Raw genomic sequence first — 23,915 nt, 5'->3', positions numbered from 1 at the left:
AGCTACTCCTCGCGCTTCTTCTTGCCCCGGTAGCGCATGCGGATGGGCGTGCCCCGGAAGCCGAAGCGATCGCGGATCTGGTTGAGCACGTAGCGCTGGTAGCTGAAGTGGATGCGCTCGGGATCGTTGCAGCTGATGACGAAGGTGGGCGGCCGCGAGCGGGCCTGCGTCACGTAGTACAAGCGCGCCGCGCGCCCCTTCATGGTGGGCGGCGGGTGCGTGGCCAGCACCTCTTCGAAGAAGCGGTTGATCTCGGCCGTGGGCACGCGCTTCCTGTGTTCGGCGACGGCGTCGGCCACGCGCGAGAGCAGCACGTTGACGCCCTTGCCCGTCTTGGCGCTGAGCGTGACCATCGGCGCCCAGGGGATGAACGCCAGCACCTCGCGCGCGCGGTCCATGGCCTGCTTCTGCTCGTCCTGCGACATCAGGTCGGTCTTGTTGAGCGCGATGAGCACGGCGCAGCCGCGGTCCTCGGCCAAGCCCGCGATCTTCGCGTCCTGCTCGCCCACGCCCTCGCTGGCGTCGATCATGAGCACCACGATGTCGGCGCGCTCCATGGCGCGGATGGCCTGGAACACGCTCATGGTCTCGATCGTGCTGGCTTTCTGCATGGCGCGCTTGCGCCGGATGCCGGCCGTGTCGATCAGCACGAAGGTGCCGTCCTCGCGCTCGAGCAGCGAGTCTACCGTGTCGATGGTGGTGCCGGGGCGGTCGTCCACCAACTGGCGGTCCTCGCCCAGCAGCCGGTTCACCAGCGACGACTTGCCCGCGTTGGGGCGCCCGATGATCGCGACGCGCGCGGTCTCCTCGTCGATCTCCAGCGTGGGCCCGCCGATCTCGGGCAGGGCCGCCGCCAGCGCGTCGCTCAGCTCGCCGAGGCCGCGCCCGTGCAGCGCGGAGATGTTGTACAGCTGGTCGATGCCGAGCTCGTAGTACGCGACGGCGTGATGCCCGATGGCCGGCGTGTCGGCCTTGTTGGCCACGTAGAGCACGGGCTTGTCCGTCTCGCGCAAGAGGCGCATGGCCTCGCGGTCGGCGGGCAGCGGCTCGGTGGTGGCGTCCACCACGCACAGCACGACGTCGCACTCGTCGAGCGCGAGACGCACGTGGCGCGCGATGCCCTCCTGCATGGGGTCGTCGCTCTCGGGGTCGAAGCCGCCCGTGTCGATCAGCACGTAGTCGTGCCCCAGCACCCAGCAGTCCGCGTAGTGGCGGTCGCGCGTGACGCCCGGGATGTCCTCCACGATGGCGATGCGCTGCCCCGCGAGCCGGTTGAAGAGCGTGCTCTTGCCCACGTTCGGGCGGCCCACGATGGCCACCATGGGGCGTGCACCGGCGGCGCCGGCGGGCAGCTCCTTGCCCTGGGGTCTCCTCTTGCGACTCACGACTGCTCCACTTCCGTTGCCAGGCGACGCGCCTCGTTGGGGTCGCCCGTCCAGCCGGGGATGACCTTGACCCACAGCTCCAAGAAGACCTTTTGGTCGAGCATCTTCTCGATCTCTTGGCGCGCGTGCGTGCCGATGGTCTTGATGCGGGCGCCCCGCGCGCCGATGACGATGCCCTTGTGCGAGGCTTTCTCCACGACGATGGTGGCCTTGATGCGCACCAGGTCTCCGTCCACCACGTAGTCGTCGATGACGGCCGCGGCGCCGTGCGGCACCTCCTGGCGCGTCTGCGTGATGACCGCCTCGCGGATGAGCTCGGCGACGAAGAAGCGCTCGGGCCGGTCCGTGAAGAAGTCCTCGTCGTACATGGCGCCGACGGGCAGGTGTTTGCGGATCTCGCCCACCAGCGCCTCGAAGTTGAGCCGCTTGCGGGCGGAGAGCGGCACCACCGCGTCGAAGCTCATCACGTCCTGGTAGGACTGCAGCAGCGGCAGCATGCGCGACTTGTCCTTGAGCAGGTCCACCTTGTTCACGGCCAGGATCTTGGGGGCCTTGGTGGACGCGATGAGCTCCAGCACGCGCTTGTCGTCGTCGCGCACGTTGTCCACCTCGCCCGAGCGCGCTGGCTTGCTGGGGATCTCGGTCATGAACACGACCACGTCCGCGTTCGCCAGGCCCAGCTCGGCCTGCTCCAGCAGCACCTTGCCGAGCGCGCTCTTCGGGCGATGCAGGCCGGGGGTGTCCACGAAGGCGATCTGCGTGGGAGGGTCGTCCTGGGTGTACACGCCCAGAATGGCGGAGCGCGTGGTGCCGGGGCGCGGCGTGGCGATGGCCAGCTTCTGGCGCAGGAGCGCGTTCAGCAGCGTGGACTTGCCGACATTGGGCCGCCCCACGATCGCGCAACGCCCGGACCGGGCGACGACCGCGTCGGGGTCGCTCTCGGTGGGCGTCGCGTCTTGGCTTTCGTCCGCGCGAGGCATGGGCCGCAGTGTAGCTGGGCAATGCCCGGACGCTACTTGCCCCCGTCGATGTGCAGCGTCCCCGCTCAGCCCGACCCGGTCCGGCCGAGCGCGGCCACCCAGGGCGGTGCTTCAGGCGAGGCGCTTCACGGAGAGGCCACGTCCGGGGGGACGTCGTATGCGCAGCGGAAGCCCAGGTCCGGGAAGCGCGAGCCCTCGCCCACTGGGACGCGGTGCGTGACCCGCAGCGAGTACGCGTCGGAGCGCCACGACCCGCCACGCACCACGCGCTGGCCGCCCGTGTCCGCGCCGCGCGGGTTCACGCTGGGGCCGTTGCCGTAGGCGTCGTAGTCGAAGCGGTCCTGCGTCCACTCCCACACGTTGCCGGCCATGTTCAGCAAGCCATCGGCGCTCTGCCCGTGCGGGTAAGCGTCGACTGGGGCCGCGTAGCGGTAGCCATCCGTGGCGTCGGGTCGGCCGTCGTCGCCGTGGTTGGCGAGCCGGCCGTTGTACTGGCGCCCCCACGGAAAGCGCCGCCGCCCGCTGGGCCCGGCTGCGGCGCGCTCCCACTCGCTCTCCGTGGGTAGCCGTCCGCCCACGAACGCACAGTAGCGCTCGGCGTCCGTGTACGTGACCCCGGCCACGGGCAGCTCGGGGCGGCCCAGGCGCGGGTCGTCGGGGCTGACGCCCGCGGGGAGGCACACGCCGGCCGCGACGCAGCGGCGGTAGTTCGCGTGGCTCACCTCCATGCGGTCGATGCCGTAGGCGGTGAGCTGGATGGTGCGCCGCGGTGCCTCCAGCTCGAAGACCTGCTCCGAGCAGCGGAACTCGTTGCCGCCCCCGATGCGCGTGCCCCGCAAGCACAGCTGAAAGGCCTCCCGCAGCTCGCGTTCGCTGGCGCCGCGATGAAAGCTGCCGCCGTGAATGCGCACGACGTCGCTCAGCTCCGCACGGAGCGCGGGCTGTGAGCGGACCCTGGGCGCTGCGCTGGGCGCCCCGAGGACACCTGAGCCCACCGCCACCGCCAGCGCGAGCATGCGCCATGGATCGGGTTGTGGGCGACGAGCGCTGCGCATCGACGCACGTGTAGCAGCCCCTGCCCCGCCGCGACAAGGCACGTGGCGCTTGCCTCGGGGCGCCGGGGACGCGATGGTGCGGCGCATGAACGTCGTGATCCTCGGAGGCACCAAGGGTATGGGGCGCGCGCTGGCGCGGCAGCTGGCGGAGCGGGGGGACCGGCTGTTCCTCCTCGGTCGGGACGCGCGCGAGCTGACCCGCAGCGCACACGACCTCGACGCGCGCGCCCCCACCGGGGCGGGGGTGGAGACGGGTAGCGCCACCTGCGACCTGGAGGACCCGACGACGTTCGACGCAGCCCTGGACGCAGCCGAGCGCGGGCTGGGCCGGCTGGACTGCGTCATCGTCACGGCGGCGTTGTTCGCGACACAGGAGCAGCTCGAGGAGGACGAGGCGCTGATGGAGCGCCTGGTCACCGCGAACTTCGCGAACACCGTCGCGTTCTGCGAGCGCGTCCGCAAGCGACTGCTCGCGAACGGTGGAGGCACGCTGTGCGTGTTCAGCTCGGTGGCTGGAGAGCGCGGCCGCAAGCCCGTGGTGATCTACGGGGCCTCCAAGGCCGGGCTCAGCGCCTACCTGGAGGGGCTCGACCACCGCTACCGCGCGTCCGGGCTGCGCGTGGTCACCGTGAAGCCTGGCTTCGTGAAGACCGGAATGACCGAGGGGCTCAGCCCGCCGCCCTTCGCGGGAGAGCCCGAGGCCGTCGCCGCCACCGTGGTGCGCGCCATCGATCGCGGCACGCCGGTGGTCTACGCGCCCGCGCCCTGGGCGCTGGTGATGGGTGTGATCCGCAACCTACCGCGGGCCGTCATGCGGCGCGTGAAGTTCTGACACCGCCACGCACGAGGTGAGCTCGTGCGTGATCCCCTCGCCTCGGACACGAGCTGCATCGCTCACGGCGCCGCGGCCGCCGCGCGTGATGGGTCCCGTAGCTCGATGCGTCAGAGCGTGATCTTCTCGTGTACGAGCAAGCCCGCGAGGGCCTCCTCCATGATGACGCGCGCCCGCACCGTGCTCTCGTACAGCGCCGCGTGCACGGCCGCGTCCGCCTGGTTCTTGTTCCGGCACGCGGCCGAATAGTCCTCGAACGACGTGAGCCCGATCAGCAACTCCGACAGATGGTTGGGACACTCGCAGTCCACGCTCGACTGGATCTCGCGCAGGCGCGCCAGCTGCTCACGGGAATACATGCGCGGCGTGCGTTGGCCCACGGGCGGCGCGTTCGATTCCGTCCGAGGAGACGCAGGCGGGGCCGCCGACCTCGTCTCACTCGGTGCGCCGCTGAGCATGTGCCGAACGATGACGCTGGTCATCTGCGCGCGCAGCGAGGCCAGGCTGATGGGGGCGCGCACGGTGCGCACGCCGGGTTGGGTGACCTCGCGCAGCACGTCCCGCTTGGCGAAGTTGTAGAGCACGATGGCCAGCTCGGCGCCCGTCTCGTCGACCAGCTGCTTCACGAGGCGGGCGCCGTCCGTCTCGCCACCGAGCAGGTTGAGATCGAGCGCCAGTAGGGTGGGCTTCACCTCGGGGGCGTCTCGCAGCAGCTGCTGCGGGTCGGTCCCGCTCCAGACCACTTCCACGGGGCTCAGCTCCTCCGGGCGTTCGCGCAGCTGGGCGGGCAGGAGCTCATCGAGGATCGCGAGGCGTGTCATGCACGGAATCTGCGCAGCTGGCGGCGTTGTGTCAACCGTTTGTTAAGAAAAAACTTAGACAACATGATACCTGGCACGGAGCGGACCGGGTCTCAGAAGAGCTGGGTGTGTCCCAGGATAGGGGGCGCCCCGGACTGAAGAGGTTGTCTCCAAGTAGTCGGTTATCCCTGTTTTGGGGCACCCCGGACTGAAGTCCGGGGCAGCGATCTCAGGTGATCGCCCGCTCGAAGTCCGCCCCCTGCGGAGGCGGACTGCGTCTCGTGAACGGCAGTCGGGTGTTTGGCGGGACGGCGGCGTTCTTGGATTCATGGTGGCGCCGAGCAAGACAGTCCTCCCCCTTGTGGGGAGGACTTTTCCGAGTGCCTGGCGGTAGCCGGGCGCTCGGAAGGATGCTGCCCCGGACTTTAGTACTTTAGTCCGGCGTGCGCATAAATGGGGACTGGCGGTGTCTCTGAGACAGCCCCTGAAGGCCGGGGTGCCCCCAATCCACGGCCGTTCCCGCCGCACGCAGGACGGCGCGAGACCGCTACTCGAGCACGGAGAGGGCCACGTCGACGACCTCCTCCAGCTCTTCGTCGGTGGCGCCCCCGCCACGCAGCACACCCAGCCCGTTGAGCGTGTTGGTGAGGTGGCCGGCCACGGCGCGGGGGCTCTTCACGCGGGTCAGGTCGCCCGACGCGACGCAGCGCTCGATGGCGGCCTCGAAGCGACCGCGCGTGCGCTCCATGTGAGCGCGCAGGCGGGCCGCGATCTCGCAGTCGGTCGCGCCCACCTCCATGGAGGTCGTGGCCACCAGGCACGCGTTCTGGTTCTTGCCCGCGATGGCCTTGGCCAGCTTGCGGTAGAGGCCGCGCAGGGCGCACGCGTCGACCTCTTCGCGCGCGAGCTCGCCGGCCAGCCCTGCGTCGGTGCGCTCGCAGTAGCGGTCCAGCGCGGCGAGGAAGAGGCTCCGCTTGTCACCGAAGGTGTTGTACAGGCTCTGCTTGGACACGCCCGTGCGCTCGACCAGATCGGCCATGCTGGTGGCCGCATAGCCACGCTCCGAGAACACCTCGAGCGCGCGCTCGAGCGCCTCGTTCTCGTCGAACTGACGGGGTCGGCCGGTCACCTTCATCTGACAGCTTGGTAGTGTAGTCGCTCGCGCCGTTACGTCACGCCGCCGCCGCGCTCGCGATACCCGCAGACACGGCGGCGTGGCTGTGAGAGCGTCGCGTCATGGTACGATTCCGCCCTCTGTTCGAGGCGCGCGCCGCGCGCGTGTCGCGCGGTCTGCTCCTCACCCTCGGTCTCTTGACCATGCCCAGCTGCGGCGGTCCGGCCAGCCCGCGCGAGTGGTCGACGCGATCGCCCGATGGGTCGTTGGAGCTCCGCGTCACGCTGCAGGCCGAGGCCACGGCGGATGGGCGCGCGGCGGACCACCTGACGTTCACGCTCTTGCGCGGTGAGCAGACGCTGGTGTCCGAGAGCCCCCTCGGCCTCGAGACCACGGAGCAGTCGTTCGTCGATGGCCTGCGCTTCGTGTCGGACCAGGCGGAGACAGTGGACGACAGCTACACGACCCTCGTCGGTAAGCGGCTCGCGCGCCACGCGCAGGCGAACCAGCAGACGCTGCGCTTCCGCAACCCGCGGGGCGCCGTGATGGAGCTGGTGGTGCGCGCGCAGGACGATGGCGCCGCGTTTCGTTATCGCCTGCTGGGGGAGGGGGCCGTCACGGTCCAGGCCGAGCACACGGGCTTCCAGATGCCGGGCGGCGGGGCGGGCTTCATGATGCCCTACGACCTGAACGGTGTGCTGTTCATGGGCGTGTATGAGCAGCCGTTCCAGGAGGTGACGGTGGGCGATGGCACCAGCGCGTCGGGTTGGGCCTTCCCTGCCCTCTTCGAGAGCCCGGACGGAGCCGGCTGGGTACTGCTGACCGAGGCGGACCTCGACGGGAGCTACTGCGCTTCGCGCCTCGACCGCACGGTGCCGAACAACCTGTACAGCATGATCTTCCCGAACGCGCGCGAGGGGGCGCGCGTGGGGGAGGTACAGCCAACCGCGACCCTGCCGATGACCACGCCCTGGCGCGTGCTGATCGCAGGCGACCTGCACACGGTGGTCGAGTCGACGTTGGTCGACGACTTGAGCCCACCCAGCACACTCACGGACACGAGCTGGGTGCGGCCGGGGCGTGCGGCGTGGTCGTGGCTCACGCAGGACACGGGGGACGAGGCGCTGCAGCGCGAGTACCTGGCCAGCGCCGCGGAGTTCGGCTGGGAGCACCTGCTGATCGACGCGCACTGGCAGGAGTTCGAGAACGCCATCCCGCAGCTGGTCGAGGACGCCGCCGCGCTCGGGGTCAGCGTCCACCTCTGGTACAACTCGGGCGGACCCCACAACGCGAGCCCCGAGCCGCCGCGCGACCGCATGCTGGACCCCGAGATCCGCCGCGCCGAGATGGCGCAGCTCGAGGAGTGGGGGGTCGCCGGCATCAAGATCGACTTCTTCGAGAGCGACAAGCAGGACCGCATCCAGCAGTACCTCGGCATCCTCGAGGACGCCGCCGCGCACCACATCATGGTGAACTTCCACGGGGCCACGCTGCCGCGCGGCTGGCAGCGCACCTTCCCGCACCTGATGACGACCGAGGCGGTGCGTGGGGCCGAGTCCCACCGCTTCCCCATCGCCAGCGCCGACCCCGATCTGCACCTCATGTACGTGTTCGCGCGCAACGTGGTCGGCTCCATGGACTACACGCCCGTGGTGTTCCAGGAGGCTCTGGCCGACGTGGGGCTGCCCTATGTGTGCAGCCTGGCGCAGGCCGTGCTGTTCGAGTCCGGCATCACGCACTTCGGCGGGCGTGCGGACGCGGACCCGGCCGAGGGGTACCGCGCCGTGTTCGCGGCGTACCCGTACGTGGGCGCGTTCATGCGCGACGTGCCCGCCACGTGGGACGAGACGCGCCTGCTCTCGGGGGACCCGCGCACGCACGCCGTGTTGGCGCGCCGCAAGGGGGACACCTGGTACGTCGCGGCGATCACGGGCACGGAGGACAGCGTGGACCTGAGCGTCCCGCTCGACTTCCTGGGGGCGGGGAGCTTCCAGATGGAGGTCATCGGGCAGGGAGCGACCCCCGACGCGTTTACGCAGAGCACGTCGAGCGTGACGTCGGCCGACAGCCTGCAAGTGACGCTCGGGGCATCAGGCGGGCTGGTCGTCGTCCTCCGGCCGTGACACGCGCCGCATGGCCCGTTGGGGGAGGCCGTCCTCCACGAAAGGCTCGCCCTCGAGCGTGAACCCCGCGCGCTCGTAGAAGCGCTGCGCACGCGCGGTTCGCCCCGTCCGGCTTGCGTGTCGCGCGCGGATCTTCATGCTCGGCCCTGTCTCATGCCACCGCGGAACCGTCCCCCACGTCCGAAGCCCGCCCGGAGGCCTGCCGCCGCGCGTCCCGTCGTGGGCGCCGGTGGGCTGCCCGCTTCGGTGGAGCTCACGCTGGGGCTCGACGACGCGCAGGATCCCGCGGCGCTCCGGGAGGCCACCGCGCGCGCGCTGAAGCGCCCCGCCGACGAGCTGCCCGAGCTGACGCTGGTGCGCCGCAGCATCGACGCGCGCCGCCACAACGTGCGCTTCAAGCTCGAGGTGACGCTCGGTGCCCCTCCTGCGCAGGACCTCGGCGCTCCCCTGCCGGTCGAAGCGCGCGCGCTCGTGGGTGGCGCGCCCGTGGTCATCGTGGGCGACGGTCCGGCCGGCCTGTTCTGCGCCTACGAGCTCGCGCGGCACGGGGTGGCCTCGGTGGTGGTCGACCGGGGCAAGCCCGTGCAGCCGCGCCGACGTGACTTGGCGCTGCTCAACCGCGAGGGCCGCGTCGACGACGACAGCAACTACTGCTTCGGCGAGGGCGGCGCCGGCACGTACAGTGACGGCAAGCTCTACACCCGCACGGGCGAGAAGGCGGCCATCCGCGACGTGCTGGAGACGCTGACGCTGCACGGTGCGCCCGACGTGATCCTGACCGACGCGCGCCCCCACATCGGCAGCAACAAGCTGCCCAAGGTCATCACCGCCCTGCGCGAGCGGCTCGAGGGGCTGGGCGTGGTGTTCCGCTTCGGCGCGCGCGTTGCGGGCCTCGACATCGACCCGGCACGGCACGTGCGGGGGGTGCGCCTGAGCGACGGCGAGGTGCTCCCGTGCGCCGCCGTGGTGCTGGCGACCGGGCACTCGGCGCGCGACATCTACACCATGCTGGACGAGCAGGGCGTGCAGCTCGTGCCCAAGCCGTTCGCGTTAGGGGTGCGCATCGAGCACCCGCAGCCGATGATCAACCAACAGCAGTACGGGCGCTCCGCGGGTCACCCTGCGCTCCCGGCCGCCTACTACCGCGTCGCCGAGACGGTGGACCAGCGCGGCGTGTTCTCGTTCTGCATGTGCCCGGGCGGGTTCATCGTGCCGGCGGCCACCGAGGCGGGCGGGCAGGTGGTGAACGGCATGAGCCTGAGCCGGCGTGACTCGCCCTTCGCCAACTCGGGGCTGGTGGTGGCGGTGGAGCCCAGCGACTGGGAGCGCGCCGGCTTCAAGGGGCCGATGGGGGGCGTGGCCTTCCAGCGCGTCATCGAGGAGGCGGCGTTTCAAGCGGGGGGCGGCGGCCTGGTGGCTCCAGCCACGCGCGCGTCGGACTTCCGCGTGGGCCGCAGCAGCAGCACCGTCCCCAAGGGCAGCTATCAGCCCGGCTTCTTCGCGACCGACATCGCGCCCGTGCTGGACGCCTCGGGTGTGCCCCTCGCCTCCCGTTTGCGCACCGCGCTCGGTGTGTTCGAGCGGCGCATGCCCGGTTACGGCGGCAACGAGGCGGTGCTCGTCGGCGTGGAGTCCCGCACCAGCTCGCCGGTGCGCATCCCGCGTGACCCCGACACGCTTCAGTCCCCGGACGTCGCGGGGCTCTACCCGTGCGGCGAGGGCGGCGGCTTCGCGGGCGGCATCGTCAGCGCGGCGCTCGACGGAATGCGCGTCGCGCGCGTCATCGCGCAGGGCTGACGCTCGCGGCGACCAACGATGCGTGTGTCGCGCACGTCATCGCGCAGGGCTGACGCTCGCAGCGATGGTCGCGATGTCCAGGAACAGCGGCTGCGCCTCCGACGCGAGCAGCCCCTCGCGCACGCCATCGAGCGTGGAGAAGCCCAGCGAGAGGTAGAACGGGATGGCGTCTGCCTTGGCGTCGACCACCACGCCCACGCAGCCGAGCCGCTCGCGCTGGTCCAGCGCCAGCGACAGGACGTGTGCGAGCAGCGCCCTCCCGATGCCCGCGCCCTGGGCGCGGAGGTCGACACCGAGCCGGGCGAGGCGCAGCGCCGGCAAGGGGTACGCGGGTAGTCGCTTCCGGAGGCGCGCGCTCGGGACGGTCTCACGCTCGATCGTGGTGGGAGAGACGGTGGCGAAGCCGACGATGCGTGCGTGCAACGTCGCGACGTAGGTGACCGACAGGTGGAGCTTGAACTGGTTCTGTCCGGCGTAGTGTTCGAAGAAGCGGTCGAGGTCGGGCTGGCCACACGAGAACTGCGTTCGATCATCCCCCTTGGCGAGGGGGCGGATGTCAACGGCCGTGGCCACGCATCAGCTCACGCAGCTCGTCGGTGGGAGGGAGCGGGCGCGCGAGCCGGGCCGCGAGCTGATCGAACGCCTTCGCGTCGAGCACGAGACGCGCCGGGGTCAGCGCCTCGTCGGGCAGCTCGCGCCGGGCCTCCATGAAATACAGAAGCGCCTGCTCCACGACGAAGTTCTTCTTGAGCCCGCGGCTCTCGGTGAACCGATCGAGCTTTTCCTTGGTGGTCGCCGAGATGGTCGCCGAGATCTGTGACTGGTCGCTCATGCCAGCTCCTCCGTGGTCCATGGAAAAACATGGTCCAACGAGTGAAAGGTAGGGCGCCTGGCGACGACGAGCAAGCGTGTCACTCGTGGCGTGTGCAGGCGCGCGGCTTCAGCTGCGCAGCATGCCCCGCACCGTGTCCTCGAGCAGCTGCGCGCTCACCTGCTCCGGCGGGATGGGCGCGCCGATGTCGAGCGTGATCTTCGCGCGGAAGCGCGAGGGGGGCTTGCTCAGCGCGGGGCCGTCCTTGCGGCTGAACATGCTGCCCCACAGGCCGCCGAGAGCCATGGGGACGACGGGCACGGGAGTCTCCGCGATGATGCGCTCGATGCCGGCCTTGAACGGGTTCATCTCGCCCGTGCTGGTGAGCTTCCCTTCGGGGAAGATGCACACCACCTCGCCGTTCTGCAGCTCCTCCCGGATCTTCGCGAAGGCCTGCTCCATGACCTCTTCGTTCTCGTGCGCAGGCGCGATGGGGATGACCTTGGCCGAGCGGAACAGGCGCGACACCACCGGGGTCTGCGAGATGCGGTGGTCCATCACGAAGCGCGCGGGGCGCCGCACGGAGCCGCCGACGATGAGCCAGTCGTTGAACGCGACGTGGTTCGCGACGAGCACCACGGGGCCCGTCTCCGGGATGTGGTGGTGCCCCGTGACCGTGAGCCGGTACATCACGCGACTGAGCAGGAACGCGTAGAAGCGCAGCAGGAACTCGGGCATGAACGAGTAGAGGTAGACGGCCACCCCGGCGCTGAGCACCGCCAACACCAGGAACACCTGGTGGATGGCCATGCCCGCCGCAAACAGCCCCGCCAGCATGCCCGCGCCCGCCACCATGAACACGGCGTTGAGGATGTTGTTGCCCGCGATGACGCGCGAGCGCTCGTCGTCCGCGCTGCGCTGCTGCAGCAGCGTGTAGAGCGGCACGGTGAAGAAGCCGCCGAAGACCGAGATGCCGAAGAGGTCCACCAGGACGCGCGGCGTGTGGGGCAGCGCGAGGAACTGGGACACGGAGTAGAGCTCCGCCGGGGCCGACCCAGGTGCGCCCACCAGGAACAGGTCGAGCGTGAAGAGGGTCATGCCGATGGAGCCGAAGGGCACCAGGCCGAGCTCCAGGTTGGCGCCCGAGATCTTCTCCGTGAGCATGGACCCGAGCGCGATACCGACGCAGAAGAAGGCGAGGAACAGGGTCACGACGTGGTCGCTGGCGCGCAGGGTCTCGCGCGCGTACACGGGGAACAGGGACAGCAGCACGGCGCCGAACAGCCAGAACCACGAGATGCCGAGCACGCTCAGGAACACCGGGCGCTGACGCGCCGTGATGCGCAGGATCTCGAGCGTGGGCGTGATGGGGTTCTTGCTGACCTGCACGGCGGACGAGCCGGGCGCGAGGCGAGGCACCAGGTAGCTGCCCGCGAACCCGAGCAGCGCCGTCGCGCACACGCCCACGGCGACCAGCGCGGGGCCGTTGTCCATCAGGATGAGCACGCCGCCCGCGATGGTGCCGAGCAGGATGGCGAGGAACGTGCCCGTCTCCACCAGCGCGTTGCCCGCCACCAGCTCGTCCGCGCCGAGTAGCTGCGGCAGGATGCTGTACTTCACGGGCCCGACGAAGGCGGACTGCGCGCCCATGCAGAAGAGCGTACCCAGCAGCACCGTGAGGTTCCCCTGCAGGAACGCGACGGCGGCCACGCCCATGATCAGGATCTCGGCCCCCTTCACCACGCGCAGGATGGGAGTCTTCTCGTAGCGGTCGGACAGCTGTCCGGCGGTGGCGGAGAACAGGAAGAACGGGAGGATGAAGACCCCCGTGCAGAGGGTGATCATCATGGCGGGCGTCAGCCCGAAGGCGCTGGCCTGCGTGCTGCTGATCCAGATGACCAGCGCGTTCTTGAAGAGGTTGTCGTTGAAGGCGCCCAGCAGCTGGGTGGTGAAGAACGCCGCGAAGTCACGGCGGAGCAACAGCTGAGACGCAGGGGTGGTCGACATGGCGGACATGCTCGCACGACCTAGCGAGCTTCGTGCCACGCCTTGGCGCGGCGCTCATCGGCAGCTGGCCCGCGTCAGCGCGCGATCCGCCCGTGCATGGAATGTCCGGCTCGTGGACACTCCGTGCACCTCCACGTCACCCAAGCAGCCGGGCGGCGTCGGCCGCGCTGATGAACACGCGGTCGGCGTCCACCTTCGTGTTCCGCTGTTCGTTGCCTTTGCTGTCGTGCGAGATGGTGACCGTCGACAGCGTGAGCGTGCTCGTCTCTCTGCAGCGCGGACACTGGCTGACCTCGACCGTGTGGTACATGGCGGCCCCGGGCTCGGGCTCCGCGCGCACCAGCGCAGCCCAGTCCTGCCGCTGGTTGACCGCGTCGGGCAGGGTGCCGCTGTCGTCGTGGGCGAGCAGGCGCGTCCCCACCACGTCGCACCAGGCTCTGCAGCGCTCGCAATAGGTACCCGACCCGACCACCCCGACGATGCCCACGAACCCCGCGCCGAAGAAGATCAGCGCCTCGATGGCCCACACCAGGCCCAGCACGCCCCCGCTGACGGGGTCACTGCTGCGCACCGACCAGGTACCTTGCTCGTAGACGAGTCCGACGATCTCCATCAGGACGGGCGGGAGCAGCAGCGGCAGCACTTCGACCGGCATGTCGGCGCGCCACTCGAGCACCGCCACCCACGCGATCCAGTGCATCCAGTACGCGAACAGCAGCGCGCCGAACCCCAACACGTAGCTGAGCGCCGCGTTCTGGAAGTGCCCCGCGCGCAGGGCCATCACCACACCGAACCCCGTCAGTCCTCCGAAGCCCGCGGTGAGCAGCGCGTTGAGGTACACGATGGGGATGTACGCGATGGCGAGCGCGTAGATGGGGGCCAGCACGAACGCGCCGAGGAGCGCGGCGACGCCTCCGAACACGATGCCCAGCGGGGCGATCGTCTGGGGGGCCTTGTAGTGGGTCGCGGACATTCTCTCCTCCTCCGTGTTGGGTCGCTCAGGGAGCGCGCACGTTCGCGGCGCAGCGTACCCCAGTCAGCTCGTCGGTGCTGTCCCCGTTGTAGCCGTGGCGTCGAAACGTCGCCTCGAGCGACTGCCGGTCCCGGTTGTTCAGCGAGCCACCGCGGCACACGTGGTACTGGGTGTTCGGGTTGTCGCCAGGGGGTTGCCCGTAGCGCGGGCTCCACAGCCCCGCCACCAGCTCACAGACGTTGCCGGCCATGTCCTGGACGCCGAAGGGGCTGGCCCCAGCGCGCCGCTGCCCGACTGGTGCCGTGTGTGTCTGAAGTCGTCCGCCGAGCGAGCTCCACGCGCGTGACCGCGTCGGGGGCGCGTTGCCCCACGGGTACCGTCGCCCGTCCGTGCCGCGCGCGGCGTACTCCCACTCGGCCTCGGTCGGGAGCCGCGCGCCGCGCTGCCGGCAGTAGGCCTCGGCTTGTGGATGCGAGACGCAGTTGATGGGGTGTTGCCCGCGCTCCGTGCCTGGCTCGTTGCAGGTGCTGCTCCCGCCTGTAGGCGTGCAGCCCCCGCGCGCGACGCACGCGCGGTAGTCAGCCGTGGTCACCTCGAGGCGGTCGATGCAGAACGCGGCCACCGCCTCCGTGTGCGCGGGCCCGCGGTCGTCGGTGGCGGAAGGGACACCCATCTGGAACTCGCCAGCGGGGATGGGGACCATGCCGGAGGGGCAGCTGTGCGCGCCCACGCAGTGTCCTCCTGCGTCGCGAACCGCTCCCGCCGGGCACGTCGTCGCGCGGGGCTGGGCGGTGGCGCTCGGGGGTGCGCGGTGGAGCCAGCTGAGCATGCCCGCGAGCAAGCAAGCGGAGAGGAGGGCGCGCGACGTAGGGGTCATGCGCCCACTGTACCCCACGGGTGACTCAGCCAGGCTCGAACACGAACGGGTAGCGGAAGGTGGCGGCGCCCCCCTCGGGCCCTGGGTAGACGCGCACGTTTCGGATGATCTCGGTCATGCAGGTGGCAAGGCCTGCGTCGCCCGTGCCGTTCTCGGTGACGCTGACGCCGCTGAACACGCCCGAGGTCTCCACGCGGAAGCTCACGACGACGCGGCCGCGCGCAGCGGGGTTGCTCACCAGGGTGCGCTCGTAGCAGCGCCGGATCGCCGCGATACGCCCGCGCATGGCGCGCGTGACAGGGTCCTGGGGCATGTGGGGGCCGGGGCGCGGTCCGGTGGGTGTCAGGCGTACCCGCGGGGGCGTGCGCTCCGTCAGCGGGCCACCCTCCGTGACCGCGCGCGTGGTCCCCACGGGGTCCAGCGAACCAAGCGGGTCCCCCGAGGTGTCGCGGCCCTCGCGCGCCTGGAGCGCCCCTGGGCGCGGCCCCGTTCCGGGCGTGCCCTCGCGCACGTCGTCCATCAGCGACCTGGAGCTGACCACGGCGCCACCGCGCAAGCGGTCCTCGAGGCCCAGGGAGCCGATGCTGCCGAGCAGCTCCTGGGTCTGTGTGCGCGCTTCTTCGGCGGTCATGCGCGGCGCGTCGCCGTTCCCGCGCGGACTACGATCGCTGGTGGCGTCGCGTGTGGGGCCCGGCCGCGGGTTTCTGGGGCGTGTGTCGGTACCGTCTGCCAGCTCCGTGCTGGTCGTCGGCTCCGTGGGCAGCTCCGGGACAGGGGGCAGGGGCTCCGTGTACAGCGGTCGGAACGCGAGCACGCTGGCGGGCGGGGTGGTGTCCAGCAGCGGGTCGGCGGACTCGGCCGCCAGCCCCAGCCCGAAGAACACCAGCATCACCGCGGTGAGCGTCCCCGCGAAGCGGTAGTCCACCTGCTGTCGCACGCTGGCCTGCAGCGCGCGCGGGAGGGGCGCGACGCGCGCGATGGACCGCTCCTCCAGGGCGATCAACAGCCGCCCCGTACCGAGCTCCAGCACCACACTGGGCCACGCGTGAGCTCTCCGCGCGTCGCCCGGTGCGCGGGTGGCGAGGGGCACGAGCAGGTGGTCTCCGTCTTCTCTGGCGCGACCGGCCGCGAGGTGCTCGGGGAGCGACCCGTGCTGTCCGCCGAGGCGTGCCCGTGCGCTCAGCCCGCGCGGGATGTGCAGCTGCCAGCCTTCTGCGCCTTCTGCGAGCAGCGTGTGCGTCTCGCCGAGCTGCGCGTCACACAGCACGAGCTCGTTCAGCTCCGAGCTGCCGACGCGCAGGGTGGCTCCGGCGGGGACCCGCATGGACTGCAGCACACGCTCGCCCACCGCGTAGGCCACGTGGGCGCACACGCGCCTCGGTGCGTCGTCCTCCGGGATGGCAATGCTCGGGGCGTCACCGATGGTCGGGTGGGGAAGGGACTCGCCTCGCGGCGAGGACGGCGAAGGGCGTGTGGCTGGCATCACCTCGTCCGACAACGAGGCGCGCCCGAAGTTCCACCGGCCTGCGACCACGCGGCCTGCTACGGTCGACGGCTATGGATGCTGGCTGCCTGGGTGGGCGCAGAAGGGCCCCGTCATGACCGCGTACTTCACGATCGACGAGAGAGAGTGGCCGTTCGTGCGCATCCACGTCGCCGACGTCCCGGTCCCGGACGAGGCGTTGCTGCGCTCGGTGGAGCAGCTCGGGGCCATCGCGCAGCGGGGGGTGCGCTACACGCTGCTGTTCGACGCCCGCGCCGCCAAGCCGCTCGGGGCGCAGCAACGCAAGCTGCTGGCGGACGCGTCGCTGCCCACCGCCGCCGACGCCGCGCGCAACTGCGCTGGGTCGGCCATCGTCGTCAGCAACATGGTGTTGGCCGGTATCGTGACGGCGCTGCACTGGCTGAAGCCCACGGACTACCCGGAGAAGGTGTTCTCCACCCTCGAGGACGCGGAGGCGTGGCTCGCGACGCAGCTGCCCCGGCCCTGAGCGAACGCGAGGCGTGGGATCGCAGCGCCGCGGCGACGGCGACGAGGCGTGGCTCGCCACACGGCTGCCCCGCGGTGACGGGGCGTGTCAGTTGTCCACCTCGGTGGTGCCCAGCGGGTTCGTGCGCGGCAGGTAGCCGCTGGTCAGATGCTGTGGCGTGGGGCGACTGGCGCTCCCACCGGGGCCGAAGGACGTGACCACGCTCGCCAGCGCGGCCTCGTCGAGGTCCCGCTTGGGCGAGCGAGGCTCGCGCGTGACCTGGGACTCGATGTGCAGCGTCTGCGTCGGGAAGGCGAACTGCACGTCCAGCGCCTCGGCCAGCCGCAGCACCTCGAGGAAGATGTTCTCGCGCTGGGCGAGCTCGTCGCTCCACGTGTCGGTCTTGAAGAAGAAGTAGAGCAGCACCTCGAGCCCGCTCGCGCCGAAGTTGCGGAAGCACACCTCGTAGGCGTCCTGCCGCACCTTCGGGTTGGCTTGCAGGATGGCGCGGATGCCCTCCACGAAGGCGCGCATCTGGGCGGGGGTGGTGCTGTACGTCACGCCCAGCGTCACCGTGCAGCGCCGGAACTCGCGCATGCCGTAGTTGTCCACGGCGGCGTTGGCCACGACCGAGTTCGGGATGGTCACCAGCGACGAGTAGAACGTGCGGATGCGCGTGCTGCGCATGCCGACCTCCTCGACCACGCCCTCGTGCCCCTCGATGACCACCCAGTCGCCCACCTGGAACGGGCGGTCCGCGAAGATGCTGATGCTGCCGAAGAGGTTCGCGACCGTGTCGCGCGCGGCGAGGGTGAACGCCAGGCCGCCGAGCGAGGCGCCCGCGAGCAGGGAGCCCACGTCCACGTCCATGTTCTGCAGCACGAAGATGACGCCCACGCACACCACGAAGACCTTGGAGGCCTTGCGCACGAGCGGCACCAGCTGGTCGTCCAGCTTGGTCTCGGTCTGCTCGGCGCGGCGCCCGAACACGTCGCTGGCGAGGTCTACCAAGCGGTAGAGCAGCAGCACGCCCGCGCCGGCCATCATGACGCGCAGCGCGATGGTCCCGATCTGATTCAGCCGCACGCTCAAGCGCAGCAACGGGAGCGCGTACCAGAGCACGCCCACCATGGCGAGCGTCCCCACGGGGTGCGCGGCGCGCGCGACGGTCTGGGCGTCGGCCGCTTCACCCGCGCGCGTGATGAGCTTGCCCCCGTAGTTCCCCACGAGGTGCGCCACCACGGAGCGCGTGACGAGCCCGAGCAGGATGGCGAGCGCGAGAAACAACAGCTGCCAGAGCATCACCCCCGCCAGCAGCTCCGCCTTGGTCCACTCGGGCAGCTCGCCCACCAGCGACTCGACGTCTACGTCGAAGGTCTCGCCGTACCAGGTGGGAATCTGGCGCACGACCGCGGCCGGGAAGCGCCAGCCCACCGCGTCCCGCTGCACGAACACCTCCTCGAAGCGACGCACGGGCGCGACCTGCGTCGTGCCCTCGATGTCCGCCGTGTCCGGGATGGTGTCGGGGTAGACGTAGTAGCCGCGCTGATCGAACACTGCGAGCAGGTGGCGTACGGCCAACTGGCGCTCTTCCACGCTGTCGAAGCCGGTGCCGGTGAACTCGAAGCACGCGCCAGCGATGGACGGGTTGTCGTGCGCGTTGTCCAGCCAGGTCTCGACCGCGCGGCGCGGGGTGCTGCAGTCGGCGCTGTTCGGTTCGGCGGAGGCGCGGGGCGCGGCGAGCAGGGACAGGATGGACGCGGCCAGACAAACGGCGGCCACGCGGAGGAAGCGCGAGGGAGCAAACATGTCGTGCGTTGGGGTCGCATTCATCGCGCGGAGGTGCAACCCCTGGGAGGCTCGCGCTGTCCCTCCTTCGGGACCGTGGTCGCCTGTGGCAAGGGCGATTAGCATCTCGACATGCGTGCACATTTTTGTCTCTCCGGCTGTGTCGTGTCCCTCTCGGCGGCGCTGCTCGTGCTGGGCTGCGGTGGTGGCTCCGACATGCCCGGGGGCTGCAGCGGCTCCCAGATGGAGTGCGGCGGGGTGTGCGTCAACACGCGCACGAGCGAGGCGCACTGCGGTCGCTGCGACAACGCGTGCGGCGCAGACCAGACGTGCAGCGCGTCGATGTGCATGGGTGGCGGTCCGATCGACCCGCCGCCGTCCACCTGCACCCCGCCCATCGCGCTGACCGACACCAGCACCCCGGACCACGTCGTGGGCACCGGCACGCCGGGCAGCTGCACCCACGCAGAGCTGGCCGACGCGGTGGCGCAGGGGGGCGTGATCACGTTCGACTGCGGTGACGCGGACCACACCATCGCCGTGACCGACGCGCTGACGCTGCGCATCGACGCGGACACCGTGGTGGATGGGGGCGGCGTCATCACGCTCGACGGGGGCGGCAACAACCGCATCTTCGAGTACGAGTCGCCCAACTACCGCGCCACGAACACGCTCGTGGTGTTGCAGCGGCTGACGCTGCAGAACGCGAGCGCTCCAGCGTCCGACTTCACTCCACAGCCCGGGGGCGACTCCGTCTGCGCGTGGGGCTACAAGGACGGCGAGGGTGGGGCCATCCGCATGCGCGACGGTCGCCTGCACGTGGTCGACTGCGTGTTCCGCAACAACCACGCGGCGCCCACCGGGCCCGACACGGGCGGCGGGGCCATCTACGCTGCGGGCGCGCTGGAGGTCATCGTCGTGGGCAGCTCGTTCATCGGGAACGAGGGCTCGAACGGCGGCGCCGTGGGCCTGCTCCAGACGGATGGCGTCTTCGTCAACACGCTCTTCGAGGGCAACGCCGCCACGGGCGTGGGCCAGAACTTCGGCGGCGCCACTGGTTGCCCCGTGTTCAACCACGCGCTGCAGGGGGGCGCGGGCGGCAACTCGGGCGCCGTGGGCATCGACGGCGGTGACGTGGACCGCGTGGAGTTCTGCGGTGTGACCTTCCGCGACAACACCGCCAACGAGCTGGGCACGGTCAGCCGCACGCCCAACCTGCAGCGCGGCCTCAGCACCTTCAACCGCTGCCTGTTCGACGGCAACCACGCGGGGGCCGGCGGGGGCGGCATCTGGATGCAGGACATGGAGTTCGAGCTGTTCAACTCCACCTTCACGGAGAACACGAGCGATGGTCTCGGTGGCGCCGTGCGCATCGACCAGGGACCGCACGGCAGCACGGTGCGCATCGTCAACACCACCTTCCACGCCAACGTCGCGAACGAGTCGCTGGGCGGCGCGCTGGTGTTCGCGGGGCAGGGCACCATCCAGAACTGCACCTTCGCGGAGAACGAGGCGGCGGGCGGCGTGGGCTTCTTCGGGGCCGCGCTGGTCTCGCACGGCGCCGAGTCGCAGAACCTCACCATCACCAACACCCTGTTCTGGAACAACATCGACGACCACGAGTGGACCCCCATGACATGCTCGGTGGGCAACCCCGTCACGCCGGTTCCGCTGCCCGGCTCGGGCAACGCGCAGTGGCCAATGCTGCGCAACGGCCCCGCGATGAACGAAGACAACCCCTGCACGGTGGGGATCACGTTCGCGGATGCCATGCTCGGCACGCTACAGGACAACGGTGGGCCCACGCCCACCATGCTCCCCGGCGCTGAGAGCGTGGCCATCGGCCTCGGCGCGGACTGCCCAGATACGGACCAGCGCGGCATGCCGCGGCCGACAGCCAGCTGCACGGCCGGTGCGGTCGAGCCCTGACGCGGCACACGCTCTGGCTAGCCCTCGCGGGCCGCGCTCGCGGTGGTGCCCGTCCAGCGGCGGAAGGCGCGGTGGAAGCTGGCCGTCTGCGCGAAGCCCAGGGCGCAGCTGATCGCGTCGAAGCTCAGCGCCGTCTCGGTTACCAGGCGACGCGCCTCGTCGCGACGCAGCCCGTCCAATACCTCGGAGAAGGCCGCGCCCTCGGCCTCGAGGCGGCGTCGCAGGGTGCGCGGGCTCAGGTGCAGCGCGTGGGCGACGTCCTCGGCGCTGGGGACTCCGTCGCGCAGCCGGCGCGCCAGCTCGTGACGCACACGCTCCACCAAGCCCACCTCGAGCGGCGGCAGCTCGCTCACCTGCCGCGCGGCCTGCGCCAATAACAACCCTCGCAGCCGCGCGTCGGCGCGAGGGTTCTCCGCGTGCAGGTCGCTCCACGGTACCACCACCGCGTTGGCCTCCGCCTCGAACACCATGGGCAGCGGCACGCGCGCGAACAGCTCGGACGGCTCGCTCGGCGCGCGGTGGTGGCAGCGAGCCTCGAGGAAGTGCACGCTCGGCATGAGCCCGCGCAGCACGGTGCCCCACGTGAGCAGCGCCCACTCCACCATCGACGGCGGCGGCGCGTGCGTGCTGTCGTGCGTGACGACCAGGTGCGCGTGCTCGCCCACGCGCTCCACGCGGAAGTAGGCCACGTCGTGGAACAGGCGGTGGTGCTCGTGCAGGATGCCCACCGCGTCGGCCAGGTGGTGGCAGGCCCCCACCAGGTAGTCCGCCAGGTCGACGGCGCCCTCGTCCATGGCGAGCGCGGCGCGCACCCCCACGTCACGCCCGGCGCTGCGCTCCAGCTCTCGCCACGCGTCGTAGCCGAGGTCGAGCGGGACACGCTCGGGCCCGCCGCCCCTCAGCAGCTCTGCCAGCAGGCCCTCGGTGGGCATGGGCACTCCACCGGCTCGCAGCGCGGCCGCGGGCGCTCGCAGCAGCGCCGGGTGGAACGACGGACCCAGGGACACGTGGCACCGTAGCCCGGCGGGCCCGTCCTGTCAGGCCCGGCGTGAGGCCCTGGCCGCGGCGCGCCCGCTCGACTCGCCGCTCAGGCCGGAACCGCCGCCGCGCGACGCGCGGTGTTCACGCTCACGCGGCGCGTCGCGCCCGGGTGGGGGTGCGCACGTTCGTGATGGCGAGGGGCACCGCGTCGTTGGGGCCGATCAGCACGCCGTTCATGGCGTCCTTCGTGGTGGTCCCGGGCAGCCGCGCGAAGTCCACGCGGCGCAGCACCTCGGCCAGCACCACGCGCATCTGCGTCGCGGCGAACGGCCGCCCGAGGCAGGCCCGCGAGCCCCCGCCGAAGGGCAGGAAGTGGAAGGGCGAGGGGCGCGTCCCGAGGAAGCGCTCCGGGTCGAAGCGCTCGGGGTCGGGCCAGATGTCCTCGCGGTAGTGCATGATGGTCGGGCTGGGCAGCACCACCGTGCCCTCGGGCAGCGCGAAGTCGCCCAGCACCATGGGCCGCGTGAGCCGGCGCGAGACGGCGTTCGCCACCGGGCGCAGGCGCGAGACCTCGTCGATGACGGCTTGCAGGTAGGTCAGGCGGTGCACCGCGGCGGGGTCCACGGGCCCATCACCAAACGCCTCTGAAAGCTCGTTTCGCACGCGCGCGGTGACCTTGCCGCCCTCGCTCAGGTCCTGTGCCAGGTAGTAGAGCACCCAGCTCATGGTGATGGCGCTGGTGTCGTGCCCGCCGATCAGCAGCATGTTGAGCTCGTCCAGGATGGCCGCGTCGCTCATCTGACTGCCGTCCTCGTAGCGGGCGTGCACGAGCTCCGCGAGCACGTCCAAGCGGTCGCCCGGGGCGGTCTTGCGGGCGGCGGCCAGCTCGATGCCGATGATGTCCAGCACCTCACGGCGGGCGTCGAACAGCTTGCCGAGGGTGGTGCGCGCGGGGCGCGCGGGCTTCCCGTACCGGGCGCGGCTGAGGTCGGTGCCGGCCTTGATCGCCGCGCGCACGCGGGCCCCACCGACCGTCATGGACAGCGCCCCCACGGCCGGGCGCTGCATGGTGCGCATGCTGAACCCGAACAGGTCGTGCAGGCGCGCCGCGCGGGCCTCGTCGGTGATGCCGAACACGCACTCGATGATCGTGCGCAGCGTGATGTCCGCGAAGAAGTGCTGCGCGTGCACCGTCTCGCCCGCGCGCAGGGTGCCCACCGCCTCGCTCGCGTTGCGCAGCATGCCGGCGGCGTAGTCGTCCACGCGCGTCTTCTTGAAGGGCGGCTGCATGACCTTGCGCTCGGCGCGGTGCTGCGCGCCGTTCATGAACAGCAGCGCCTCGGGCCCCAGCAGGAACTTGATGCCGTCGGCGTCCGAGTGGAAGTCGTCGCTGGTCCCGCGGAAGACCTCGCGCAGCAGGTCCGCATCACCCAGGATCACCCACGGATAGGCCATGACCTGCAGGGTGAACATGGGCCCGAACTCTTCGTAGTTGCGGCGGTAGAGTCCGTGCGGATCCTCGGCCAGCCACTGCAGCTGCTTGAGGCGCGGGGCCCGCGGGCCCGCGGGCAGGTGACGGTGGACGTGGTGACGGGGGGCGCTGCTCATGGGCCACAGTGTGCACCGCGCGCTCCCGCGGGTCAGTAGCCGCAGGCGGCCAGAGGGGGTTGCTCCGCTGGCCAAGGACGCGGAGGTGGTCCACCGAGGGCGCTCCCGGCCGGGCAGGCGGCCGCGGCGCTCGCAGGTCTCCAGCGCGCGCCGCGCACGTCGCAGCACACTGGGCGACCACCGGGCGATCGGCGGACGAACATGGCAGCGAGTTCCCCGAGGGCTGCTATGCCGCGAGTATGCATCGCGACCTTCGCATCCCCCTCCATGTCTTCCTCGTATTCGTGACCGCGTGTGGCGGCGAGCCGGACGCCACCGCGCCAGCCGCCGCAGCTGGCGCGTCGCCCGCAGCGGCACCGCCGGGCGCCCCCGCCGCTCCAGCGGTCCCTGCGACCTCTGCGGACTTCGACGCGCTCACCGGCTGTGCGCTGCTCACCCCCGCCGAGGTCGGCGTGGCGCTCGACGCGACGGACGTTCAACCCGAAGAGCAGCACGCGCGCGGGCACCTGAAGGGCTGCCGCTACACCTGGCGCGACGGGGACGCGGTGGTGTCGCTCGAGCTCGTGGTCGAGCGCCGACGCGACGGACACCCGAGCTTCGACCGGGCCCTCGCGACACGCGTAGAGGGGCTGCCCGTCGTCGGCCGGGCCGACACCGTGCAGACCTTCACGGCGGTTCCTGGCCTCGGGCAGCAGGCGCTCTACTCCGGCAACGTCGCGGACCTGAAGTCCCTGTTCGTGCGCGTCAACCCCATGCTCCAGCTGAGCTTGCAGCATGCGCGCACGGGCGCCGACACGGGCGACCTGAGCGCTGCACTACGGACGCTGGCGCAGCAGGTGATGACACGCCTCTAGCAGATCGAGGCGTCCATGTGGCTCGGCGCCA

Annotated in this window: 19 protein-coding genes; 6 read left to right on the top strand and 13 right to left on the bottom strand. The window is 71.0% G+C overall.

The window, feature by feature from the left end; all coding sequences use genetic code 11:
* Positions 1 to 2: 2 nt before the first annotated feature.
* Positions 3 to 2,288, bottom strand: coding sequence for a ribosome biogenesis GTPase Der (der, locus tag H6726_07810; protein ID MCB9657535.1), 2,286 nt, complete (start codon positions 2,286 to 2,288; stop codon positions 3 to 5).
* 202 nt (positions 2,289 to 2,490) lie between these two features.
* Positions 2,491 to 3,381 (bottom strand): SUMF1/EgtB/PvdO family nonheme iron enzyme, encoded by an 891-nt coding sequence (locus tag H6726_07805; protein MCB9657534.1) that lies wholly within the window; start codon positions 3,379 to 3,381, stop codon positions 2,491 to 2,493.
* A 124-nt stretch (positions 3,382 to 3,505) separates the two neighbouring features.
* Here H6726_07805 and H6726_07800 point away from each other — a divergent pair, with 124 nt between their 5' ends.
* Entirely contained in the window at positions 3,506 to 4,252 is a 747-nt protein-coding gene (locus H6726_07800) for an SDR family NAD(P)-dependent oxidoreductase (GenBank protein MCB9657533.1), read from the top strand.
* Positions 4,253 to 4,362: 110 nt separating this feature from the next.
* Here H6726_07800 and H6726_07795 read toward each other — a convergent pair whose 3' ends face one another.
* On the bottom strand, positions 4,363 to 5,073 hold the full coding sequence (locus H6726_07795; GenBank protein ID MCB9657532.1) for a hypothetical protein: 711 nt from the start codon (positions 5,071 to 5,073) through the stop codon (positions 4,363 to 4,365).
* A 526-nt stretch (positions 5,074 to 5,599) separates the two neighbouring features.
* Entirely contained in the window at positions 5,600 to 6,187 is a 588-nt protein-coding gene (locus H6726_07790; GenBank protein MCB9657531.1) for a TetR/AcrR family transcriptional regulator, read from the bottom strand.
* Between the two features lie 101 nt (positions 6,188 to 6,288).
* Between H6726_07790 and H6726_07785 the strand changes: the two genes are divergently transcribed.
* Together H6726_07785 and H6726_07780 are read left to right on the top strand one after the other, a co-directional pair.
* The gene (locus tag H6726_07785; GenBank protein ID MCB9657530.1) at positions 6,289 to 8,289 is read left to right on the top strand and encodes a glycoside hydrolase family 97 catalytic domain-containing protein; all 2,001 of its coding nucleotides are present in this window, start codon (positions 6,289 to 6,291) and stop codon (positions 8,287 to 8,289) included.
* A gap of 153 nt (positions 8,290 to 8,442) precedes the next feature.
* Positions 8,443 to 10,086: an FAD-dependent oxidoreductase gene (locus H6726_07780; protein MCB9657529.1), complete on the top strand. Its 1,644-nt coding sequence runs from the start codon at positions 8,443 to 8,445 to the stop codon at positions 10,084 to 10,086.
* Between the two features lie 36 nt (positions 10,087 to 10,122).
* Here the strand turns inward: H6726_07780 and H6726_07775 are convergent, their stop codons facing one another.
* From H6726_07775 to H6726_07750, 6 genes are all read right to left on the bottom strand, one after another.
* Positions 10,123 to 10,659, bottom strand: a complete 537-nt coding sequence (locus H6726_07775) for a GNAT family N-acetyltransferase (protein MCB9657528.1) — start codon at positions 10,657 to 10,659, stop codon at positions 10,123 to 10,125.
* Positions 10,643 to 10,918 carry a hypothetical protein gene (locus tag H6726_07770; GenBank protein ID MCB9657527.1) on the bottom strand — a complete coding sequence of 92 codons (276 nt, stop codon included), beginning with the start codon at positions 10,916 to 10,918 and terminating at the stop codon, positions 10,643 to 10,645. Before H6726_07770 ends, H6726_07775 begins: the two co-directional genes overlap by 17 nt.
* Positions 10,919 to 11,026: 108 nt before the next feature.
* A complete protein-coding gene (locus tag H6726_07765) occupies positions 11,027 to 12,904 on the bottom strand; it encodes an MFS transporter (protein MCB9657526.1) in 1,878 nt (625 codons plus the stop codon).
* A gap of 136 nt (positions 12,905 to 13,040) precedes the next feature.
* A complete protein-coding gene (locus tag H6726_07760; protein ID MCB9657525.1) occupies positions 13,041 to 13,877 on the bottom strand; it encodes a hypothetical protein in 837 nt (278 codons plus the stop codon).
* Positions 13,878 to 13,902: 25 nt separating this feature from the next.
* A complete protein-coding gene (locus H6726_07755; GenBank protein ID MCB9657524.1) occupies positions 13,903 to 14,754 on the bottom strand; it encodes an SUMF1/EgtB/PvdO family nonheme iron enzyme in 852 nt (283 codons plus the stop codon).
* Positions 14,755 to 14,779: 25 nt separating this feature from the next.
* Positions 14,780 to 16,237, bottom strand: a complete 1,458-nt coding sequence (locus tag H6726_07750; GenBank protein ID MCB9657523.1) for an energy transducer TonB — start codon at positions 16,235 to 16,237, stop codon at positions 14,780 to 14,782.
* On the opposite strand from H6726_07750, the gene H6726_07745 reads away from it, so the two are divergent.
* Positions 16,227 to 16,745, top strand: coding sequence for a hypothetical protein (locus H6726_07745; GenBank protein MCB9657522.1), 519 nt, complete (start codon positions 16,227 to 16,229; stop codon positions 16,743 to 16,745). The two genes, H6726_07750 and H6726_07745, sit on opposite strands and share 11 nt — an antisense overlap.
* Positions 16,746 to 16,832: 87 nt before the next feature.
* Here the strand turns inward: H6726_07745 and H6726_07740 are convergent, their stop codons facing one another.
* Entirely contained in the window at positions 16,833 to 18,557 is a 1,725-nt protein-coding gene (locus H6726_07740) for a mechanosensitive ion channel family protein (protein MCB9657521.1), read from the bottom strand.
* A gap of 87 nt (positions 18,558 to 18,644) precedes the next feature.
* Between H6726_07740 and H6726_07735 the strand changes: the two genes are divergently transcribed.
* Entirely contained in the window at positions 18,645 to 20,441 is a 1,797-nt protein-coding gene (locus tag H6726_07735) for a hypothetical protein (GenBank protein MCB9657520.1), read from the top strand.
* 17 nt (positions 20,442 to 20,458) lie between these two features.
* Here H6726_07735 and H6726_07730 read toward each other — a convergent pair whose 3' ends face one another.
* Both H6726_07730 and H6726_07725 read right to left on the bottom strand, forming a co-directional pair.
* Positions 20,459 to 21,448 carry a helix-turn-helix domain-containing protein gene (locus H6726_07730; protein MCB9657519.1) on the bottom strand — a complete coding sequence of 330 codons (990 nt, stop codon included), beginning with the start codon at positions 21,446 to 21,448 and terminating at the stop codon, positions 20,459 to 20,461.
* A gap of 121 nt (positions 21,449 to 21,569) precedes the next feature.
* Positions 21,570 to 23,030, bottom strand: coding sequence for a cytochrome P450 (locus tag H6726_07725; GenBank protein ID MCB9657518.1), 1,461 nt, complete (start codon positions 23,028 to 23,030; stop codon positions 21,570 to 21,572).
* A gap of 239 nt (positions 23,031 to 23,269) precedes the next feature.
* On the opposite strand from H6726_07725, the gene H6726_07720 reads away from it, so the two are divergent.
* Positions 23,270 to 23,884: a hypothetical protein gene (locus H6726_07720; GenBank protein MCB9657517.1), complete on the top strand. Its 615-nt coding sequence runs from the start codon at positions 23,270 to 23,272 to the stop codon at positions 23,882 to 23,884.
* Positions 23,885 to 23,915 lie beyond the last annotated feature (31 nt).

The sequence above is a fragment of the Sandaracinaceae bacterium genome (assembly GCA_020633055.1).
Taxonomy (GTDB): domain Bacteria; phylum Myxococcota_A; class Polyangia; order Polyangiales; family Houyiibacteriaceae; genus JADJJE01.
The sequence above is the reverse complement of the archived record's forward strand: the minus strand, read 5'-3'. Positions and strand labels throughout refer to the sequence as shown.

Coding starts and splice junctions, on each gene's coding strand:
- H6726_07805 (MCB9657534.1), bottom strand. CDS start 3,381: ATGCTCGCGCTGGCGGTGGCGGTGGGCTCAGGTGTCCTCGGGGCGCCC.
- H6726_07800 (MCB9657533.1), top strand. CDS start 3,506: ATGAACGTCGTGATCCTCGGAGGCACCAAGGGTATGGGGCGCGCGCTG.
- H6726_07795 (MCB9657532.1), bottom strand. CDS start 5,073: ATGACACGCCTCGCGATCCTCGATGAGCTCCTGCCCGCCCAGCTGCGC.
- H6726_07790 (MCB9657531.1), bottom strand. CDS start 6,187: ATGAAGGTGACCGGCCGACCCCGTCAGTTCGACGAGAACGAGGCGCTC.
- H6726_07785 (MCB9657530.1), top strand. CDS start 6,289: ATGGTACGATTCCGCCCTCTGTTCGAGGCGCGCGCCGCGCGCGTGTCG.
- H6726_07780 (MCB9657529.1), top strand. CDS start 8,443: ATGCCACCGCGGAACCGTCCCCCACGTCCGAAGCCCGCCCGGAGGCCT.
- H6726_07770 (MCB9657527.1), bottom strand. CDS start 10,918: ATGAGCGACCAGTCACAGATCTCGGCGACCATCTCGGCGACCACCAAG.
- H6726_07765 (MCB9657526.1), bottom strand. CDS start 12,904: ATGTCGACCACCCCTGCGTCTCAGCTGTTGCTCCGCCGTGACTTCGCG.
- H6726_07760 (MCB9657525.1), bottom strand. CDS start 13,877: ATGTCCGCGACCCACTACAAGGCCCCCCAGACGATCGCCCCGCTGGGC.
- H6726_07755 (MCB9657524.1), bottom strand. CDS start 14,754: ATGACCCCTACGTCGCGCGCCCTCCTCTCCGCTTGCTTGCTCGCGGGC.
- H6726_07750 (MCB9657523.1), bottom strand. CDS start 16,237: ATGCCAGCCACACGCCCTTCGCCGTCCTCGCCGCGAGGCGAGTCCCTT.
- H6726_07740 (MCB9657521.1), bottom strand. CDS start 18,557: ATGAATGCGACCCCAACGCACGACATGTTTGCTCCCTCGCGCTTCCTC.
- H6726_07735 (MCB9657520.1), top strand. CDS start 18,645: ATGCGTGCACATTTTTGTCTCTCCGGCTGTGTCGTGTCCCTCTCGGCG.
- H6726_07725 (MCB9657518.1), bottom strand. CDS start 23,030: ATGAGCAGCGCCCCCCGTCACCACGTCCACCGTCACCTGCCCGCGGGC.
- H6726_07720 (MCB9657517.1), top strand. CDS start 23,270: ATGCATCGCGACCTTCGCATCCCCCTCCATGTCTTCCTCGTATTCGTG.